This window comes from Microbacterium koreense (genome assembly GCF_042677105.1).
Classification (GTDB): domain Bacteria; phylum Actinomycetota; class Actinomycetes; order Actinomycetales; family Microbacteriaceae; genus Microbacterium; species Microbacterium koreense.
Window position 1 is genome coordinate 2,323,756 of the sequence record NZ_JBHTIM010000001.1, and the last position, 18,165, is coordinate 2,341,920.

The window sequence follows — 18,165 nt, forward strand, 5'->3', positions numbered from 1 at the left end:
ATCAGCGGACGCTTGACAAGAGTGGATCGCCCGACCACACGGCGACCGCGATCCCGATCCACGCCCCCGCGAGCATCCACGGACCGAAGGGGATGGCGGTGCGGCGATCGGCGCGACGAGCCGCGAGCAGTCCGATTCCGTAGAGTCCACCGAGCACGAATCCGGCAAGTGTGCCGACGGCCAGGGCGGTCCAGCCCACCCAGGCGAGCAGCAGTCCGAGCAGACCCGCCAGCTTGACGTCTCCCCCGCCCATGCCGCGCGGGCTCATCAGCCGGAGCGCGAGGTAGAAGACGAACAGAGCGAGCGCTCCGATCAGCCCCCGCGCCAGGCGACCCCAATCCTCGCCGAGCAAGCAGCACACGGTGAGGACGACGAGAGTGACCGGGTAGGCGGGCAACACGATGGCGTTGGGCAACCGATGCGTGCGGATGTCGATCACGGCGAGGGTGATGCTCAGCGCCGCGAACGCGATGAACGCGGCGCTGAGCACGAGGTCGACCGCAGTCACGCCGCGCCCTTCGGGTATGGCACCGGCGAGCCCCAGTGCGGTGTACCTTCCCCACCACCGATCATGAGAGGTCTCTCATCTTCGGTCAAGAGCCGCGCCTCACGATCAGGTAACGACCACGTCATCTCCCCCACCCGGGCGAGAGTTCGTCGTCGTTCCACACCGCCGCGGGCACGCCACCGTCGACGTCGCGGTTCCAGCGGGCTCCCTCCGGCCAGCTCGCCGCGAAGGTGGGAACAACTCGCCAGACGCGGCGCAACAAGCCACGTGAAGTGTGGAACGGGCGCGCCGACACAGGCATGCGCAGCGCCGGATCGTAGCGAACGCCGTCCGAGACCCGCAGACGGATCGTGAGGTCGAGGTCGTCGTGGATGCGCGTGTTCGTGCGGTCGACACGATCACGCACGCGATCCCAGGTGCCGGTTCGCATGGCGAAGTTCGAGCCGAAGACGAGCGGTATGCCGAGGGCCTTCTTGACCCAGTAGTGCCCGCCTCCGATGTACCACCGCTCACCGAGGTAGCGAACGACCGGACCGGCCCCGTAGAACTCGGCGCCTCCGGTCAGAACGCCCAAGTGCGGGTCCGAGGCGAACGCGCGCTCGATACGCTCGACCCAATCCGGGTGCGGCCGCGAATCCGCGTCGAGCCGTGCGATCAGGTCGGCACCGGAACGCGCTTCGTCGTACCCGCGCGCCGCCGCGGGCCAGATGCCCACCATCGGCTCGTGCACGACGTCGACACCGAAGCGCCGCGCGACCGTCGCCGAGTCATCGGTGCTTGCGTTGTCGACCACCACAATGCGGTCGGGCGCACGCCGTTGCGCCGCCAACGCGGAGAGACACTCCTCGAGCATCGCGGAATCGTCGCGACACGGGATCACGACCGTCACACGCGCAGACGAGGACACGCGCCACACGATACCGCTCCGCCGCATCCGCGCGCCCGCGCTCCACAGGCCGCGTCTTCGGCTCAGTCCATCGCGACGGCGAGCGCGATCACGACCCCCACCGCGGCGGTGAGGACCAACCACCACACCCATTGTGCGCCCGGTGCCGCCGGCTCAGAGTGCCCGAGCGCGACGCGAACGAGTTCCGCTTCAGACTCGAGGTCGCTCTGCCTCGCATGCAACCGCGCATCCTGCAGACCTGGGCGCACGAGTCGTTGGCGGGAGAGTTCGGCGATCTCGGTCTCGAGCGTGGCAAGGCGCACGCGCAGGTGGGCATCGCGCTGCTCGGGAGTCATCGCCACCGTCGCAGTGTAGGCAGGGCGCGCGCGGCGTTTCCTGCGGCCTGTGGACAACTTTCCGCCGGTGGTCGCGGGCGTCGTCGCCTCGTTCATCGACGCGGGCATCGTCAGTGGTGGGGCGGGATCGTGAAGCCGGCGAGCACATCGCCGCGGACCGCGAAGATTCCGGTGGACTCACCGGTGAATCGACGGCTCTTCCACGCGAAGGTCGTGGTCACGGTGTCGCCGTTGACGTGAGCGCTGAGGATCGTCATCTGCGCGCCCATGCCGATCGCATCGGTCGCCGCCCATTCTCGGATGCCGTCATGTCCGGTGAGCTTTCTGCCCCAGTCGTCGACGAACCCGTCCTCCGCGAACGCGGAGACGAACCTCTCTGTGTCGGCGTCGTTGATCGCCGCGACGAACCGCTGCACCGGCGGCGGAACGTCGGGCATCGAGTTGTTCGTGCTCATGGCACCTCTTCCCCAGAGTCGCCCGGTGCCCCGGGCAGAACCATGTCCCCACATGATCCCGGGCCATCGTAGCGCTTCAGCCACCGGACGGGCGCTAGGCTCAGCCCGATGCTTCCCCTCGCAATCGTCACGATCACACTCGCGCTCGTCTTCTACACGATCGGAGTGTGGGGAGAACGCCTGCAGAAGACTCTGCGCTGGTGGCATGTCCTGTTCTTCGCGCTCGGTCTCGCTGCCGACACCACGGGCACTCTCCTGATGAACAGCATCGCGAGCGAGCGCCGCGATGCCGGCGTCGAAGCCACGGCAGCGAACGTGCTCATGGCGTGGACCGGGACGTTCGCCATCCTCTTGATGGCGGTGCATCTGGTCTGGGCGATCGTCGTGCTCGCTCGCGGCCGTCCACGCGAGATCCACACCTTCCACCGGTTCAGCATCGTCGTCTGGGCCATCTGGCTGATCCCCTACATCGCCGGCGCCGTCGGCTCGATGGCGGGATGACGCGCGAGGACCGTGTCGGTCGCCCACCCGGCCCCTGGCGAGATGCCAGGATGGGTGGCGGTCCGCCCCCGGACCGAGGGCCGTCGGTGACCACTCCCACGGCCTCAGCCCGATCGATCCCGAACAAGGAGGTTCTGGTTTGCGCGAGTACGACTTCGTCAGCATCGCGGTGCAGAGGTATCGCGATGGGGCTTCGCTTGCCGACGATTATCGATCCGTGATTCGGGATCGGGCGACGCGTGGTTGGGAGTTCGTTCAGGCGATCTCCTTTGCCGACCACGCCGAGCCACACATTGATCTCGTGTTCACGAGAAAGGTAAGGAAATGAAACAACCGCTTCGCCTCCTGCAGGCGTTCACGCTCTTCTCGGCCGGTTTGTACGGCCTTTTCGTCTTCATGGGCAACCTCATGGATTACGACTCGAACTACCAGTTCGTGAAACACGTGCTGTCGATGGACACGACGTTCGAAGGCAACGCGCTCATGTGGCGCGCGATCACCGAGCCGTGGGTGTGGACACTCGGCTACATCGGCATCATCGTCGCCGAGGGCGTCTTCGCGGCGCTCGGCCTGATCGGTGGCGTGAAGCTCTTCCTGCGCCGCAACGCCGGCGCGGAGTTGTTCGACCGTGCCCGCGGTTGGGGCTACGGCGCCTACGCGATGGGTCTGGCGATCTGGTTCATCGGATTCATTGTCATCGGCTCCGAGTGGTTCGCCATGTGGCAATCGCCGACGTGGAACGGCAAGGACACCGCGATGCCGCTGGCAATCCTGTGGGCGGGCTTCGCGATTCTGCTCGCCCTCGGTGACCGCTCGCAGGAGCGTGTCGAGGCCGAGTAGCTCGTGGCAGCGGGGATCGGGCATCCATTTCGGGACGCCCGATCCCCGTGGCGTATCCGAGGGTGGTTCGGTGCTGTTGCGGCTATCCTCGCGGTGTGCGCATCGTCGTCTCCGGGACCCACGCCAGCGGCAAGAGCACGCTCATCTCCGATTTCACGTTGCGGCATCCGGAATTCACGGTGCTCCCCGACCCGTTCGAGTTCATCGATTCCGATGCCGTACCCGTTTCGATCGCGAGTTTCGTGGCGCAGCTCGGAGTCGCCGCTGACCGTCTGACGTCCGAGCCTCATGGTGACAACCTCATCGCCGAGCGCGGACCGCTGGATTTCCTCGCCTATCTGATCGTTGCGGGACGTCTCACGGGTCGCCCGCTGGATGACGGGATGCTCGCTGATCTCGCTTTCCGGACCACCGCGGCGATGCGCACCGTCGATGCGCTGGTCGTGCTGCCACTGACCGCCCGTGACGCCATCCACGTGCCGCCTGACGAACACCCCGAGTTGCGTGCGGCGATGAACGATGAGCTGCTCGACCTTCTCGATGACCGGGATATCGTCGGCGAACGTCTCATCGTCACCGAGGTCACGGGCACACCGGACGAACGCGTGTCAGCCGTCGAGTCGCTTCTGAGGTGACGTGCGTCCGACGTGGGGCGCTCCGCACCCGGAGTGACGCCCCACCTCCCAGCGCCCATGACCGGCCGCATACACTGTGCAGATGGCGGCCGAACACGTGAATTTCCGGGCGACGATCGGTGTCGAGGTCAAGGGCGAGATGTGGAGCTGTGTCGAGATCCCCGACTCCGCGGACTTCTTCGGCACCGGAAAGACCGTCCGAGTGGATGCGCAGGTCGACGACGTCGTGCTCGAGAACGTCGGCGCGATGGTGACGGGGACCGGGGGCCACATGGTCTCGCTCAACGCCAAAGCGCGCAAGGTGTTGGGTAAGGGCATCGGCGACACCGTCGATGTGACCATCACGAAGCGATAGCCCGCGGGGCGCCCGCGCGCCGAGCGGAGCATTGACGTGAAATCACCCTCCGACGACTGCCGGGGTCGCACGTGCGTGCACACACCCATCCCACACTCGTTCGGTATTCCGTTTGACCCTCACACTGTGTCATGGTCGAACGTGGTCTCCACCATGTACACCATCGGAGAATTCGCCGCCTTCGGACGTGTGAGCGTGCGGATGCTGCGCCACTACGACGCGATCGGGCTCCTCACCCCCGCACAGATCGATGAGCGCAGCGGGTACCGCCGGTACTCGAACGCGCAACTGCAGCGGCTGCTGCAGATCGTCGAACTGCGCGGATTCGGCGTGGGACTGGATCGCATCGCCGCCGCGCTCGACGACGACGACGACCGCGCCCTGTACGACACTCTCGCCGAGCGACGTGCAGAGCTTGCGGCATCCGTCGCCGACGATTCCGCCCGGCTCGCACAGCTGGAGCGGCGCCTCCGGATCCTGGAAGGAACAGAGATCATGACCGACACCGTCACCTATCGCCCCGTCGACGCCGTCACCGTCTACGCGACCAGCGTCGTCGCACCCGGCGGCGGCCCCGAAAACGTGGGGCCGGTCGTCGGCCCGACGATCGCACGTCTCGACGGCGCGCTTCGCGCGGCGGGCCGGCCGCTCGGCGAGCCGGGCGTGTTCTGGTACGAGCCGATCGACGACACCGACGACCTGGCCGTGCACGTGTCGTACACGGCGGAGGATCCCGCCCGTCCCGGCGACGGGTACGACGTGGTGACGCTGCCCGCAGCACCCACGATGGCGACGCTGCTGCACCGCGGCGACATGAGCGGCATCGGCCGATCGTGGGCCGTGCTCATGGAGCGCGTCGTCGCCGACGGCTACCGCATCGTCGGCGACTGTCGCGAGGTGTACCTGGAGGCCGACGGCCACGAGCCTGGCCCCGACTGGGTGACCGAGCTGCAGGTGCCCGTCGAGCGAGTGGCCTGACGCAGCGCCGCGAAGCGGCCACGTGTCGTCGGTGTCAGGGCGCCGACGTCTCGGTCAGTTCTCGCAGGCGCCCGATCGCGGCGGTCCGGCTCGTCACCGAGAGCACGCGGAACACCGACTCCAGGTGCTTTTTCACGGTTGCCTCGGAGACCCCCAGGTCTGCCGCCAGCTCGCTGTTCGATCCGCCGGTGCCCGCGAGCACGAGGAGAGTCTGCGCCTGCCGGGGTGTCAGTCCCGCGGCGATGAGTCTGGCGGTATCTTCCTCGGTGTCGTGGCGTCGGCGCAGGAAGAGCACCGTGGGCCCGAACGGGATGGGGTGTGCGATGCACTCCCACTGCTGTGTTCCGAGGGTGACGTCTCGTCGAGACGTGTCGCCGCCGACGAGGGGCTTCAGCGCCTCCGGCACACGAACGCCTGCCGGTAGCAGCTCGGATGATGACGCCTCGATCATTCTGTCGGAGCGAACCGAGACCACGGCCCACGCGTGGCGATCCAACTCGGCGTTCACGAGACGTGTGCGTTCGATGTCGAGCGCCGCCCGATGGTGCATGGCGAGATGCCCGCTCAAGGCGTTGAGGACGGCGACGTCACGGTCGCTGAACTCTCCCGCCATCTCACTTCGGTTCAGGGCGTACCCGACCACGACATCCGGTGGCGACGGGAGCTGGACAACCAGCTGGAACCGCACATTCAAGGGCCCGTAGAACTGGCGGAACAGGTCGGTGGAGGTGACGTCGCTTCCGTCGACATCGCAGAAACGGATCGCGCCGAGCCCGCTTGTGTTCGTGGCTGCGGCGATCAGCGGGTGCTCATGGAAGTACGCGTCGTAGTGGGGCTTGAGTCGTGCTGCGCGAGCACTGTCGGTCGCCGGCACCATCACATACCTGAAGTCGCGCGAGGCCATGACCATGTCGTTGAAGGAGGCACTGTCGCACTCGATCTCTTCGCGCACGGCGGCGAGGACCTCTGCGAAATCCAGCGGCGGATGCTGGGTGAGCCGTCCCGCGACGCGCAGGACTGCTTGTGCGTCTGCGTCGCTGAGCTCCATCGCGGCCAGACTACCGGCGCCTACGTCGAAAGACGTATTGCCCCGTCGGCGTGCGACGATCAGCCTTGATTGCATGATGCCTCAGCGCCATGCCACCACCGTCATCGCCGCTCGTCGAGGTCGACGTGCGTGGGTCGCGGGCCTCGCCCTCGCTCTGGCCGCGGGGCTGGCCGCATGCTCGCCGAGCGCGGACTCGGAGCCGGCCGTCGGCGAACCGACATCCGTCACGGACGCCGGTACGGAGGGCGCGGAGGCGAGTGACGACGATGCGGTCACGACCGAGGCCGGTGCCTACACCTCTGACGACGTCGGAAACGCGACGCTGTTCGTCGACGGCGTGGAGTTCCCCGACTTCACGGGCGACTGCGAGATCAGCCGAGAGAACGGCAGAGAGGACGTGGGCGATCTGAACGAGGGAGACATCGTCCTCGTCGTCGGCATCGACAACATCGCGGCGCACGAAGACAGCGCCATGAACTACGTCGCGCTGAACGAGGAGACGTTCACCTTCCGAGATCTCGCCGGCGCAGCCGGGGTGGGCGGACCGTCGGCGGACGGCACCATCGACACGCTGACCGAGTTGGGACCGCGCTCGGCAGACGGCAGCCGCGACATCGTGCGGGTGCGTCTGGCCGGCTTCCTCGATGACGGCACGGCTGTGGACGCCGAGGTCGTCTGCGAACTGCAGAACGCGTTCTGAGCCCGCGGCCGTTCACCAGCGCGGGTGGATGGCCTCACGCAGAAGTCGGTCGTACACGTCGCGCACGGCCGCATCGAAGCTGCTGAGGTCTGTCCCGATGAGCGCGGCGGCTTCGGCATTGGCCGCAGCCTGACCGGCGTTGCGTGCGCCGGGGATGACGCTCGTGACGCCGGGCTGAGAGGCGATCCAGGCCAGCGTCACCGCCGGCAGGGTCGCACCGCTCGGCACAGCGTCGTCGAGCTCGCGAACAGCCTCAAGGCCGACGGCGTAGTCGACGCCCGAGAACGTCTCACCCGCGTCGAACGCCTCACCGTTCCGATTGAACGTGCGGTGGTCGTCTGCTGCGAACGTCGTCTGCGCGCTGTAGCGCCCTGAAAGCAGCCCCGACGCAAGTGGAACGCGCGCGAAGATCGAGACTCCGGCACGGGATGCCGCGGGCAGCACCTCGTCCAGCGGCTTCAGCCGGAACGGGTTGACGATGATCTGTACGTTCGTCACGCCGGGATGCTCGATGGCAAGGAGGGCTTGTTCGCACGTCTCGACCGATACACCGTAGGCGGCGATCGAGCGTTCTGCGACCAGGGCATCCAGGGCGTCGTAGGTCTCATCTGCCGCGATGACCTCGGTGGGCGGGCAGTGCAGCTGCACCAGGTCCAGTGTGTCGGCACCGAGGTTGCGACGTGAGCGCATGGTCCATGCGCGGAAGTTCTCCATCGTGTAATTGGCCGACTCCTGCGCGACGCGACGCCCCATCTTCGTCGCAACGGTGAGCCCCTCGACTCTGCCGGTGGCGAGGAACCTCCCGATGAAGGACTCGCTGCGTCCGTCGCCGTACACGTCGGCCGTGTCGAACAGCGTCACGCCGTGCGACGCGGACGTCGCCAGCACACCCTGCGCGTCCGCATCCGACACCGCGCCCCACTCCGCACCCAGCTGCCAGGTGCCGAGGCCGATCGCCGAGACGGTGCGACCCGTGTGGCCGAGTTCACGTTTCTCCATGGGGTTCCTTCCCGTTCCGTCCCAGCATGCCAGCACCGAACCGCGGTGCTCGGCAGCGCGTCGGTTTAGTCGGCTACGATCACCCGCGTGGTCGCAGATCCAGAGGTTCCTCGTTCTGGTGTGCGTTCGTTCGCCGCTGCGCATCCTGTCGCCCTGCCGCTGCTGATCGCGATCGTCGCCGCCACGATCTATGTGACCGCGCTCCCGTTCGCGCTCATTCCGCTCCCGCTGTTGGGCGCCAACTCGTCCATCCTCTGGGGCATGCTCATCGTCACCGCGTTTTGCGTCCTCGCGATGCGCCTCCTCTACCCCACGTGGACCATGGGGCTTCGTGCGCAGGGCTTTGGGCGCGGGCTCCTTCTCGGCTGGCCCGCGTTTGTCTCGGCAGCGATACTCTTGACGGCCGACCTCGTCGTATCGACGCCGTTGCATCCTCTCGATGCGTTTGCAGCGTTCTTCGTCTGGGTCGTTCTGTACAACACATTGGTCGCCCTTGTCGAAGAGACCTTCCTGCGGGGAATCGTCCTCCCCGCGCTCACCCGTGCGTTCTCGAACAGCCACCGCTCGATACTCTGGGCAGTTCTCGTTTCGAGCGTCGTCTTCGGTCTCGGGCACGCCCCCGGAATGATCGGGCAGCCGTGGACCCTGCTCGTCGCGAAGGTCGTATGGGCGACAGCACTCGGCATCTTTCTCGCGGCGGTCTTCGTGCGCAGCGGCAACCTGTGGAGCGTCGTGCTCCTGCACATGACACTCAACGTCACCGCCTCGACCGCGCCCTACGTGTCGTACATCGCCGTCCCGTTCCAAACGGCGGCTGTGACCGTGGCGGTCTGCACAGCGCTGGGCGTCTACGGGCTCTGGCTGATCCGACCGTCCGCCCTCGCGGCGTCGACCGAGACCCTGCCCGTATTCAGACCTGCCTGAGCCTCGCGGATCAGGCGCGCATCGCACCGGGAGCGCGTTCGGAACCTCGACCCGCGTGATGGAACGCCCTCAACAGGAGAAGGAGCGTCAACACCGGGCACCAATACGAATCCCCGGCGAGACCGTTCTCGATCTCACCGGGGATTCTTCCGGTCGGGATGACAGGATTTGAACCTGCGACCCCTTGACCCCCAGTCAAGTGCGCTACCAAGCTGCGCCACATCCCGGTTCGTCGTCCGCGCGCGGACAACTCCCCTACTCTACCCGTTCCTCAATGCTCTCGCTAACCACGTCCGCGGGCGAGAGCGTGGCTGACTCACCGCACTTTCACCATAGCGTCGGAGGCTAGTCGTACATTTGTTCTCTGCGCCAAGGCGTCGCAGATAGCCCGAGTCACACGACGACGCCGCAGCGCACGACGAGCATCAAAGATCCAGACGAGCCCGGCGACATCGGACGTGCACCAGGCCGGCCCCTCATCCCCCTTCTCGCGCGCATGCGACGATGGGTGGCGGCTCACCGAGGAGGATCATGACCCGAATCTGGATCGGATTCACGCCGTACATCGTCGTCTCGATCGTGCATGTCGTCGCGCTCATGCTCGGCGCGGAAGCCGTCGCCGCGCCCACGAAGCTCCTCCTCATGCCATGTCTCGCGGCGGGCGCACTCTGGGCGGCGCGCGGCACAGGCCGAACGCCCGACATCACACTCCTCATCGTGGCGATCGTGCTGTCCTGGCTGGGAGACGGCGCAGGGACGTTCTTCCCGTGGGGCCCGACCGTGCCACTGATGCTGCTGTGGTTCGGGCTCGCGCACCTCGTCTACATCTGGCTTTTCTGGCGGCGCCTGGCCCTCCGCCCTCTCCCTGCGTGGACGCTCGTGTACGCGCTCTGGTGGGGTGCCCTTCTTGCCGTCCTCTGGCCGCACCTCGGCGGGCTCGCGATCGCGGTCGCCGCGTACGGTCTCGTCCTCGGAGGCACCGCGGCCGCCGCGGCCCGCTGCCATCCGCTCGTCCTGTGGGGCGGAGTCTTCTTCCTCACCTCCGACTCGGTCCTCGCGTTCCGACTGTTCCTGCCCGAGGCGATGCCCGGATGGACGAGCCCCCTCGTGATGCTCACGTACACCCTCGGCCAGGGCCTCATCGCCGCCGGAGTGGTCGCCACCGTCCGGCGGCGGATTTCCGCGAGAGCGGAGCTCACGAGATGAGCGGCACCGCTCGCGTCGACGCCTGGCTGTGGGCCGTGCGCGTCTACAAGACCCGCAGCGTTGCGACCACCGCCTGCCGAGCCGGACACATCAGGGTCAACGGCGAGCGGGCCAAAGCCGCCCAGCCGGTGCGCCCCGGTGACGAAATTCGCGTGCGCATCGCCGGGTTCGACAGACACCTCGTCGTGCGCGCGACGATCACGAAACGCGTCAGCGCGCCCCTCGCCGCCGAGGCGATGGAAGACCGCACTCCCCCACGCGATCCCGCTCCCCTCGTCGCCCAGCGCGATCGCGGGGCCGGGCGCCCGACCAAACGCGAGAGACGCGAGATCGACCGTCTCCGCGGCCGTTGACCCCACTGCGCTACAGCAGATCGAGTAGCCAGCGCGCTCCGCGGGCGGAGGCCCCGGCATCCGTCACTCTCTCGACCAAGCCACGATCGCTCGTCACGACGGTCACCTCGCGGCCATGTGCCCGCGCGTCGCGCACCGTGTCGACAATCTGATCATCACCGGATGCCGGTGCCGACACGACATCCACGCTGTCGCGCGCCGTCGCGTCGAGTCCGCGGGCCGCCCCCTCGACCACGACACTCCACTCGGGGAACCACGTGTCGCCCGCTCGTCCGAGCAGCGCACCATCCATGCCCACGGCACTCAACGCCTCGATGCGAGACACCAAACGGGTGGCCGCACCCGCACGGTCGCGCCACCACCCATCAGGCACCGACCCGACCACGTTGGCGGCATCCACGACCACCAGCGGGTGTACGTCCAACAGGGCGCGCAACCCGGGCCACGAGGCGGCGAAGCCGGGGTGCAGCGGTCGGTCATCGACCTCCGTCACCGGCACCCACGCCAGTGCGCGGCTCTCCGGGTCGGTGATCATCGCCTCGAACGGCTCCACGACGTCCGCGACGAGCGTCGCATAACTCCAGTAGCCCAGGTCGAGCACCTGCATCAGCCGAGGCCGGGTCGCACCGTCCGGAACACCTGCCTCTTCTTGGGCCTCGCGCAGGGCACCGTCCACGGCCGACTCGCCCTCGTGCCGCGCACCTCCCGGCAGCGCCCAGGTGTCGCCGTGGTGGCTCCACGACACGCGGTGTTGCAGCAGCACCCCCCGATCGGGGTCCACGGCGAGCAAGCCGGCAGCGCCGTATCGACCCCAATAGCGCTCCCCGGTGGGCGCGACGACCCACGCATCACCCGGATCTCGGGGTCCGCGCGGGCGCCGAGGCTCATCGAAGGCCGGGGGTTCGATCGTCACGGATCCAGCCTGTCACACGGCTCGCGACGAGGTGAGACACCACCCGACTACCGCTGGCGGCGCTCGCGCACCCGCATGTTCGTGATGATCGGGGTCCCTTCGAACCCCCAGATCTCACGCAGACGCCGCTGGATGAAACGGCGGTAACCCGGGTCGAGGAACCCAGTGGTGAACAGCACGAAAGTCGGCGGCCGCGTCGACGCCTGGGTGCCGAACAGGATGCGTGGTTGCTTGCCACCGCGAACCGGGTGCGGGTGTTCGGCCACCAGTTCGGACAGGAACGCGTTGAACTTGCCCGTCGGAATTCGCTGGTCCCAGGACGTCAAGGCCGTCTCGAGCGCCGGCACGAGCTTCTCGAGATGACGGCCGGTGCGAGCCGAGATGTTGACGCGCGGCGCCCAGGCGACGTGCGCGAGGTCCTGCTCGATCTCACGTTCCAGGTAACGCCGCCGGTCGGAGTTCTCCATATCGTCGTCGTTGAGGCGGTCCCACTTGTTGAACGCCAAGACGAGCGCGCGCCCCGATTCGAGGACGAGATCGATGATTCGCACGTCCTGCTCGCTGATCGTGTGGCTCACGTCGAGCACGACAACGGCGACCTCAGCCTTCTCCAACGCCGCCGAGGTACGCAGCGACGCGTAGAAGTCCGCCCCCTGCTGCAGGTGCACGCGGCGCCGGATACCGGCAGTATCGACGAAGCGCCACATGCGCCCGCCGATCTCGACGATCTCGTCGACAGGGTCACGAGTCGTCCCGGCCAGCTCATTGACGACCACGCGTTCTTCACCGGCAGCCTTGTTCAGCAACGACGACTTGCCGACGTTCGGCCGCCCGAGGATCGCGACGCGGCGAGGTCCGCCGATTTCGTGCTTGGCGACGGCCGACACATCGGGCATCACCTTCACCACGGCATCGAGGAGGTCTGCGACGCCTCGACCGTGGATCGCCGAAACCGGGTGCGGCTCTCCGAGCCCGAGGTTCCACAGCGCCGCCGCCTCGGGCTCCTGGCGCGCGTCGTCGATCTTGTTCGCGACCAAGAACACCGGCTTGCCGCTCTTGCGCAAGAGCTTGACGACGTGCTCATCGGTCGAGGTCGCGCCCACCATGGCGTCGACGACGAACAGCACGACATCGGCGAGGTCGATCGCCACCTCGGCCTGCGCGGCGACGGAGCGGTCGATGCCCTTCGCATCCGGCTCCCATCCGCCGGTGTCGACGAGCGAGAACCTCCGCTCCATCCACTCGGCCTTGTAGGTCACACGGTCGCGCGTGACGCCAGGGGTGTCTTCGACGACCGCTTCACGTCGTCCGAGGATGCGGTTCACCAGCGCCGACTTGCCGACGTTCGGGCGTCCGACGATCGCGACGACCGGAAGCGCCGGCAGGAACTCGATACCGTCTTCGCCGAGGGTGACCCCTGCCAGGAGCGCGGCGTCCTCGTCGTCGAGCTCGTAATCGGCCAGGCCCGCGCGCAGGGCGTCGGCGCGCTTTTCGGCGAGGTCCTCGTCGAGTCCGGCGAGGGTCTCTTCGATGTTGTCGGGGCCTGCGTCGAACTCTTCGTCAGTGGCCATTGTCTGCTCCTGCCTGCGGATCGGTCGCGCGCACGACGGCGAGCACGGCTTCCACGGTTGCGTCGAGATCCAGGTCGGTCGAATCGACGATGGTGACGCCGGGTGCGGCGGTCAAGAAGTCGACGACGGTCGAATCGGATGCGTCACGCCGCTGCATCGACGCCGCGATATCTGCGGCGTCGTGCTCCGACAGTTCGGCCGCGCGGCGCGCGGCGCGAACCTCGGGCGCGGCGGTGAGAAGGATGCGCGCGGGCGCGTCGGGAAAGACGACCGTCGTGATGTCGCGCCCTTCGACGATGACACCGCGGCGCCCGGAGTCCTGCACGAGGGTGCGGAACATCGCATTGATCGCCTGGCGCATCGCGGGCACCCGCGCGACGCCGCTGACGGCGTCGGATACATCGGGTGTACGGATCGCCTCGGTGGCGTCGACCGCCCCGACACGTACACGCTGGTCGTCGGGATCCAGGGCGATCCCGAGGTCGAAGTCGCCGGCCACTTCGAGTACCGCGACCGAGTCGGACGTGTCGATCTCGTGTTGCAGCGCGTGCCAGGCCAATGCGCGGTACGCGGCTCCCGTATCGAGATAGCCGAATCCCAGTGCGCGGGCCACGCGGCGCGACACGCTGGACTTGCCGCTGCCGGCCGGCCCGTCGATCGCGACGATCATCGGTGTCACCGGTGCGTCAGTCATTCGTGGTGCTCGCAATCTTCCATCCGCGATCCTGCAACCCGTCGATCGCGCGGTGCATCACACCGGGCGCAACGCTGATCTCGGCGAGGCCGAACTGTGCTCCGGGTGAGTGCTCGAGACGCAGGTCCTCGACATTGACGTCGAGGTCACCGAGGTCGCCGAACAGTCGACCGAGCTGGCCCGAGGTGTCGTCGACCATGACGACGACCTGCTCGAAGCGCCGATTCTGGCCGTGCTTTCCGGGCAGTCGCTCGACGCCTTCGTTGCCGCGCAAGATCGCCTCGGCGACCGCGCGGCGTGCGCCCGGAGTCTCGGGATCGCGCAGCGCGCGGGCGACCGCGCTGAGGTCGTCGGCGAGCTTGTCGAGCACGTCCACGACAGGAGCGGCGTTGGCATCGAGGATCTGTACCCACAGTTCCGGCGCGGATGCTGCGATGCGCGTCGTGTCGCGCACCCCTTGACCCGCCAACCGGAGCGACTCGTCGGGCGCGTCGATGAATCGTCCGGCGAGGACGCTCGCGACGATCTGCGGCACGTGGGACACAAGCGCAACGGCTTGATCGTGCTCCTCGGGCGTCATCTCGATCGGCATCGCGCCGAGATCCAGTGCGAGTCCCTCAACGAGGGCGAGATCGGATGCCGGTGTCTCGCCGTCACGGCAGACGACCCAGGGGCGCCCGATGAAGATGTCGGCGCGCGCTGAGATCGCTCCCCCGCGTTCCCGCCCCGCCATCGGGTGTGATCCGATGTAGTGGGTGAGGTCGACGCCTCGGGTGCGCAGGTCGGTGAGGGGCTCGAGCTTCACACTCGCGACGTCGGTGACGACCGCTCCGGGGTACGCGGCGAGTTCTCGTTCGATGACGTCGGCGGTGACGTCCGGGGGAACCGCAACGACGATCAGCGTCGGCATGTCGTCGTCGCGCGCGGCGCGGCCGGCGCCGTAGTCGATCGCGAGGCGCAGCTGGGCGGGCGACGTGTCGGCGAGCGCGACGTCGACACCGCGTGCGCGCAACGCGTGCCCGATACTGGCCCCGAGCAGGCCGGTGCCGACGATGCGCACGGTGCCGTGCACGCGTGATGCGAGCGTCGACGACGCGCGCGCTGGTGCGGCGGTGGAATCGCTCACTCGGTCTCCTGGTCCCCTGCGGGGTCCTCCCCGTCCGGCTGCGGCGCGCTTCGCGACAGCGTGAGCAGCGCACCCCTCTCAACCTTAGTCAACTCGCGTGCCTTCCCCGCCGGGAGAGTTCCCAGGTGAAGAGGCCCGAACTGACGGCGTACGAGTTCGACGACCGGATGCCCCACCTTCGCCATCATCCGGCGGACGATTCGGTTGCGCCCCGAGTGCAACGTGAGTTCGACGAGCGAATGCTCGGCCCCGGCGTCCAGCAGGCGCGCCTTGTCCGCGGCGATCGGCCCGTCCTCGAGATCGAGGCCCTTCGTCAGTCGGGCGATCGTCTGCGGCGCCACCCGACCGTCGACCTTCGCGATGTAGACCTTGGTGACGCCGAACGAGGGATGCGCCAGGACGTGGGCGAGACTGCCGTCGTTGGTGAGCAGGAGCAGTCCGCTGGTCTCGGCATCCAACCGACCCACGTTGTAGAGCCGCTCCGGCCAGTCCCGAGTGAAGCGACGCAGATCAGGACGCCCGCGCTCGTCGCGCATCGAACTGACGACTCCGGTCGGCTTGTTGAGCATCACGTACCGCTTGGACTGGTCCAGTTGTACCGCGACGCCGTCGACGTCGACGAGGTCCGACTCCGGGTCGATACGCGACCCGAGTTCGACCACGACCGACCCGTTCACACGCACACGTCCGTCGACGATCAGTTGCTCGGCGACCCGGCGTGAGGCGACACCCGCGTTGGCCAGCACCTTCTGCAATCTCACGCCCTCGACATCTGCCATCAGCGGCCTCCCTCCCCCGCGAAACCCTCGGCTCCGTCATCGAGCAGAGGTGAGATCGGCGGCAGTTCGTCCAAGGAGTTGATGCCGAGGTTCACCAGGAGCGCATCGGTCGTGCCGTAGTTGATCGCGCCGGTCTCGGCATCCGCGAACAGTTCGGTGATGAGCCCGCGTGCCAGCAGCGTGCGCACCACCGAATCGACGTTCACCGCACGGATCGAGGCCACTTGGCCGCGCGTCACGGGTTGCTTGTACGCGATGACGGCGAGGGTCTCGAGGGCGGCCTGCGACAGCCGCGACGGCGCCTGCGCGTTGACGAAGTCGCTGACGAGATCATCGTGTTCGGCACGGACGTACAGGCGCCATCCTCCCCCGACCTCGCGCAGCTCGAACCCTCTCCGAGGTCCGCCTGCCCGGCCGTCATAGTCTTCGACGAGCGCGTCGACCGCCTGGCGAACCGCCGCCACGGGTGCGGCCACGGCGGCGGCGAGACTCACCAGGCTCTGCGGTTCGTCGACGACGAGAAGGATCGCCTCCAGCCGGCGCGCGACCGACATCGTCGACGACGGCTGGGTCGCATCATCCGTCTCATCGGTCATAGTCCGCTCCCAAGGTCGCAAGGTTCTCATCCGACCACCGTTCGGCCGTCCACCGCAGGGTCAGCTCACCCAGCGGCTCGATCTGATCGAATCCGATCGCGCCATGACGATACAGCTCCAGCACCGATAAGAAGCGCGCAACCACCACACCCTGCTGGCCCACTCCGGCGACCAGCTCGCGGAAGGTCAGCGAACCGGCGTCGCGCAGCAGGGTCACGACGACGGCCGCTTGCTCACGGATGCTGACCAGCGGTGCGTGCAGGTGGTCAAGACCCACGTGCGGCAACGACTTCGGCGTCATCGCCAACAGTGCCAGGGCCGCGAAGTCATCGAGCGAGAGCGTCCACACGAGCTCCGGAACGGCACGCCGGAACTTCTCCTCGAGCCGGACGGTGCGACTGTGTCGGCGGTCTTCGGCTGCGAGTCGGGTCGAGAACCAGCCCGAGACCTCCTTGAACGCGCGGTACTGCAGGAGGCGGGCGAAAAGCAGATCGCGCGCCTCGAGGAGCGCGACGGCCTCACCGTCGACGAGCTCCCCCTGCGGCAAGAGACCGGCGACCTTCATGTCGAGGAGGGTCGCTGCGACGACCAGGAATTCGGATGCTTCATCCAGCTCCTCGTCGCCGTCGAGATCGCGAAGGTACGCGAGGAACTCCGAGGTCACGCGCGAGAGTGCGACCTCGGTGATATCGAGCTCGTGCTTCGCCAGCAGTGACAGCAAGAGGTCGAACGGTCCGTCGAACACGCCGAGCGTGACGCGGAATCCGGCATCCTCGGCGGGCGACGCCGCATCGGTCACCGATGCCGCGGGATCGGGAGGTGTCTCAGGCGACGGCGCCACGGGCGACCAGTTCTCGCGCCAGCCGCAGGTACGCCTGCGCCGCGGCGTGCTCGGGCGCGAACTCGGTGATGGGCATTCCTGACACCGAGGCGTCGGGGAACTTGACTGTGCGGCCGATGACCGTCTCGAGCACATCGTCGCCGAACGCATCGACGACCCGCTCGAGCACCTCGCGCGAGTGCAACGTGCGGGGGTCGTACATGGTCGCGAGCACACCGTCGAGCGTGATCGTCGGATTGAGACGGTCACGAACTTTGTCGATGGTCTCGATCAGGAGCGCGACACCACGCAGGGCGAAGAATTCGCACTCGAGCGGGATGATCACACCGTGGCTCGCCGTCAGCGCGTTGACGGTGAGGAGGCCCAGCGAGGGTTGGCAGTCGATGAGGATGACGTCGTACTCGTCGCTCACCTTGCGCAGCACCCGAGCGAGGATCGTTTCGCGGGCGACCTCGTTGACGAGGTGCACCTCGGCTGCCGAGAGGTCGATGTTGGCGGGGACGACGTCGAGGTTCTCCACGCGGGTGTGCACGATCGCGTCATGCGGATCGCGCTTGGTGTCCAGCAGCAGGTCGTACACGGTGGTGATGTCGTGGGTGGGAATGCCGAGGCCGGCAGAAAGAGCCCCCTGCGGGTCGAAATCCACGGCGAGCACCTTGCGCCCGTACGACGCGAGCGAGGCGGCGAGGTTGATCGTCGTAGTGGTCTTGCCGACCCCGCCTTTCTGGTTGCACAGCGCGATGATGCGCGCCGGGCCGTGCCGGTCGAGCTTCGGGGGCGTCGCGAAGCCGTGATACGGCCGCCCGGTGGGGCCGATCGGCGTCTCGTCCTCTGACGCCTTCTTCGCGTCCTGCGTGTTGCGGGCCACTGACTCTCCTGACGTCGAATGCTCGATCGATTC

General features: G+C 67.6%; 24 protein-coding genes and 1 tRNA gene. 10 read left to right on the forward strand and 15 right to left on the reverse strand.

Annotation, left to right across the window (positions count from 1 at the left end):
* Window position 1 precedes the first annotated feature (1 nt).
* The 4 genes from ACFQZV_RS10905 to ACFQZV_RS10920 all read right to left on the reverse strand — a co-directional run bounded on the left by ACFQZV_RS10905 (window position 2) and on the right by ACFQZV_RS10920 (window position 2,205).
* Complete coding sequence (locus tag ACFQZV_RS10905) at window positions 2-508, reverse strand: prepilin peptidase (RefSeq protein WP_378749448.1); 507 nt, start codon at window positions 506-508, stop codon at window positions 2-4.
* A 121-nt stretch (window positions 509-629) separates the two neighbouring features.
* Window positions 630-1,415, reverse strand: coding sequence for a glycosyltransferase (locus ACFQZV_RS10910; protein ID WP_378749450.1), 786 nt, complete (start codon window positions 1,413-1,415; stop codon window positions 630-632).
* Window positions 1,416-1,477: 62 nt separating this feature from the next.
* Window positions 1,478-1,756, reverse strand: a complete 279-nt coding sequence (locus ACFQZV_RS10915) for a hypothetical protein (RefSeq protein WP_378749452.1) — start codon at window positions 1,754-1,756, stop codon at window positions 1,478-1,480.
* 104 nt (window positions 1,757-1,860) lie between these two features.
* Window positions 1,861-2,205 carry a nuclear transport factor 2 family protein gene (locus ACFQZV_RS10920; protein WP_378749454.1) on the reverse strand — a complete coding sequence of 115 codons (345 nt, stop codon included), beginning with the start codon at window positions 2,203-2,205 and terminating at the stop codon, window positions 1,861-1,863.
* A 108-nt stretch (window positions 2,206-2,313) separates the two neighbouring features.
* Between ACFQZV_RS10920 and ACFQZV_RS10925 the strand changes: the two genes are divergently transcribed.
* The 6 genes from ACFQZV_RS10925 (at window position 2,314) to ACFQZV_RS10950 (ending at window position 5,514) form a co-directional block, all read left to right on the forward strand.
* Entirely contained in the window at window positions 2,314-2,706 is a 393-nt protein-coding gene (locus tag ACFQZV_RS10925) for an HsmA family protein (RefSeq protein WP_378749456.1), read from the forward strand.
* A gap of 139 nt (window positions 2,707-2,845) precedes the next feature.
* Window positions 2,846-3,034: a DUF4177 domain-containing protein gene (locus ACFQZV_RS10930; protein WP_378749458.1), complete on the forward strand. Its 189-nt coding sequence runs from the start codon at window positions 2,846-2,848 to the stop codon at window positions 3,032-3,034.
* A complete protein-coding gene (locus ACFQZV_RS10935; protein ID WP_378749460.1) occupies window positions 3,031-3,546 on the forward strand; it encodes a DUF2165 family protein in 516 nt (171 codons plus the stop codon). The genes ACFQZV_RS10930 and ACFQZV_RS10935 overlap by 4 nt, the downstream gene beginning before the upstream one ends.
* Window positions 3,547-3,641: 95 nt before the next feature.
* On the forward strand, window positions 3,642-4,181 hold the full coding sequence (locus ACFQZV_RS10940; RefSeq protein ID WP_378749462.1) for a hypothetical protein: 540 nt from the start codon (window positions 3,642-3,644) through the stop codon (window positions 4,179-4,181).
* Between the two features lie 82 nt (window positions 4,182-4,263).
* Complete coding sequence (locus ACFQZV_RS10945) at window positions 4,264-4,536, forward strand: DUF1905 domain-containing protein (protein WP_378749464.1); 273 nt, start codon at window positions 4,264-4,266, stop codon at window positions 4,534-4,536.
* Window positions 4,537-4,662: 126 nt separating this feature from the next.
* Window positions 4,663-5,514, forward strand: coding sequence for a MerR family transcriptional regulator (locus tag ACFQZV_RS10950; RefSeq protein ID WP_378749466.1), 852 nt, complete (start codon window positions 4,663-4,665; stop codon window positions 5,512-5,514).
* A gap of 34 nt (window positions 5,515-5,548) precedes the next feature.
* On the opposite strand, the gene ACFQZV_RS10955 is transcribed toward ACFQZV_RS10950, so the two are convergent.
* Window positions 5,549-6,562 carry a helix-turn-helix transcriptional regulator gene (locus ACFQZV_RS10955; RefSeq protein WP_378749468.1) on the reverse strand — a complete coding sequence of 338 codons (1,014 nt, stop codon included), beginning with the start codon at window positions 6,560-6,562 and terminating at the stop codon, window positions 5,549-5,551.
* 73 nt (window positions 6,563-6,635) lie between these two features.
* Between ACFQZV_RS10955 and ACFQZV_RS10960 the strand changes: the two genes are divergently transcribed.
* Entirely contained in the window at window positions 6,636-7,262 is a 627-nt protein-coding gene (locus tag ACFQZV_RS10960; protein WP_378749470.1) for a hypothetical protein, read from the forward strand.
* A 12-nt stretch (window positions 7,263-7,274) separates the two neighbouring features.
* On the opposite strand, the gene ACFQZV_RS10965 is transcribed toward ACFQZV_RS10960, so the two are convergent.
* Window positions 7,275-8,261 (reverse strand): aldo/keto reductase, encoded by a 987-nt coding sequence (locus ACFQZV_RS10965; protein WP_378749472.1) that lies wholly within the window; start codon window positions 8,259-8,261, stop codon window positions 7,275-7,277.
* A gap of 87 nt (window positions 8,262-8,348) precedes the next feature.
* Between ACFQZV_RS10965 and ACFQZV_RS10970 the strand changes: the two genes are divergently transcribed.
* Window positions 8,349-9,185, forward strand: a complete 837-nt coding sequence (locus tag ACFQZV_RS10970; RefSeq protein WP_378749474.1) for a CPBP family intramembrane glutamic endopeptidase — start codon at window positions 8,349-8,351, stop codon at window positions 9,183-9,185.
* Between the two features lie 153 nt (window positions 9,186-9,338).
* Here ACFQZV_RS10970 and ACFQZV_RS10975 read toward each other — a convergent pair.
* A tRNA-Pro gene (locus tag ACFQZV_RS10975) sits at window positions 9,339-9,412 on the reverse strand.
* Between the two features lie 304 nt (window positions 9,413-9,716).
* Between ACFQZV_RS10975 and ACFQZV_RS10980 the strand changes: the two genes are divergently transcribed.
* Together ACFQZV_RS10980 and ACFQZV_RS10985 are read left to right on the forward strand one after the other, a co-directional pair.
* Window positions 9,717-10,391 carry a lysoplasmalogenase gene (locus ACFQZV_RS10980; RefSeq protein ID WP_378749476.1) on the forward strand — a complete coding sequence of 225 codons (675 nt, stop codon included), beginning with the start codon at window positions 9,717-9,719 and terminating at the stop codon, window positions 10,389-10,391.
* Window positions 10,388-10,744, forward strand: coding sequence for an RNA-binding S4 domain-containing protein (locus ACFQZV_RS10985; protein WP_378749478.1), 357 nt, complete (start codon window positions 10,388-10,390; stop codon window positions 10,742-10,744). The genes ACFQZV_RS10980 and ACFQZV_RS10985 overlap by 4 nt, the downstream gene beginning before the upstream one ends.
* Window positions 10,745-10,754: 10 nt before the next feature.
* On the opposite strand, the gene ACFQZV_RS10990 is transcribed toward ACFQZV_RS10985, so the two are convergent.
* From ACFQZV_RS10990 to ACFQZV_RS11025, 8 genes are read right to left on the reverse strand one after another with little or no spacing between them, the layout of a single operon-like run.
* Entirely contained in the window at window positions 10,755-11,657 is a 903-nt protein-coding gene (locus ACFQZV_RS10990; RefSeq protein ID WP_378749480.1) for an NUDIX domain-containing protein, read from the reverse strand.
* Window positions 11,658-11,704: 47 nt separating this feature from the next.
* A complete protein-coding gene (gene der / locus ACFQZV_RS10995; RefSeq protein ID WP_378749482.1) occupies window positions 11,705-13,228 on the reverse strand; it encodes a ribosome biogenesis GTPase Der in 1,524 nt (507 codons plus the stop codon).
* On the reverse strand, window positions 13,218-13,922 hold the full coding sequence (cmk, locus tag ACFQZV_RS11000) for a (d)CMP kinase (protein ID WP_378749484.1): 705 nt from the start codon (window positions 13,920-13,922) through the stop codon (window positions 13,218-13,220). Before cmk ends, der begins: the two co-directional genes overlap by 11 nt.
* Window positions 13,915-15,048 carry a prephenate dehydrogenase gene (locus tag ACFQZV_RS11005; protein WP_378749486.1) on the reverse strand — a complete coding sequence of 378 codons (1,134 nt, stop codon included), beginning with the start codon at window positions 15,046-15,048 and terminating at the stop codon, window positions 13,915-13,917. The genes cmk and ACFQZV_RS11005 overlap by 8 nt, the downstream gene beginning before the upstream one ends.
* Complete coding sequence (locus ACFQZV_RS11010; protein ID WP_378749488.1) at window positions 15,045-15,827, reverse strand: pseudouridine synthase; 783 nt, start codon at window positions 15,825-15,827, stop codon at window positions 15,045-15,047. The genes ACFQZV_RS11005 and ACFQZV_RS11010 overlap by 4 nt, the downstream gene beginning before the upstream one ends.
* On the reverse strand, window positions 15,827-16,423 hold the full coding sequence (gene scpB, locus ACFQZV_RS11015) for an SMC-Scp complex subunit ScpB (protein ID WP_378749490.1): 597 nt from the start codon (window positions 16,421-16,423) through the stop codon (window positions 15,827-15,829). Before scpB ends, ACFQZV_RS11010 begins: the two co-directional genes overlap by 1 nt.
* Window positions 16,413-17,264, reverse strand: coding sequence for a segregation and condensation protein A (locus ACFQZV_RS11020; protein WP_378749492.1), 852 nt, complete (start codon window positions 17,262-17,264; stop codon window positions 16,413-16,415). Before ACFQZV_RS11020 ends, scpB begins: the two co-directional genes overlap by 11 nt.
* The gene (locus tag ACFQZV_RS11025) at window positions 17,248-18,132 is read right to left on the reverse strand and encodes a ParA family protein (RefSeq protein WP_378749494.1); all 885 of its coding nucleotides are present in this window, start codon (window positions 18,130-18,132) and stop codon (window positions 17,248-17,250) included. Before ACFQZV_RS11025 ends, ACFQZV_RS11020 begins: the two co-directional genes overlap by 17 nt.
* Window positions 18,133-18,165: the final 33 nt, after the last annotated feature.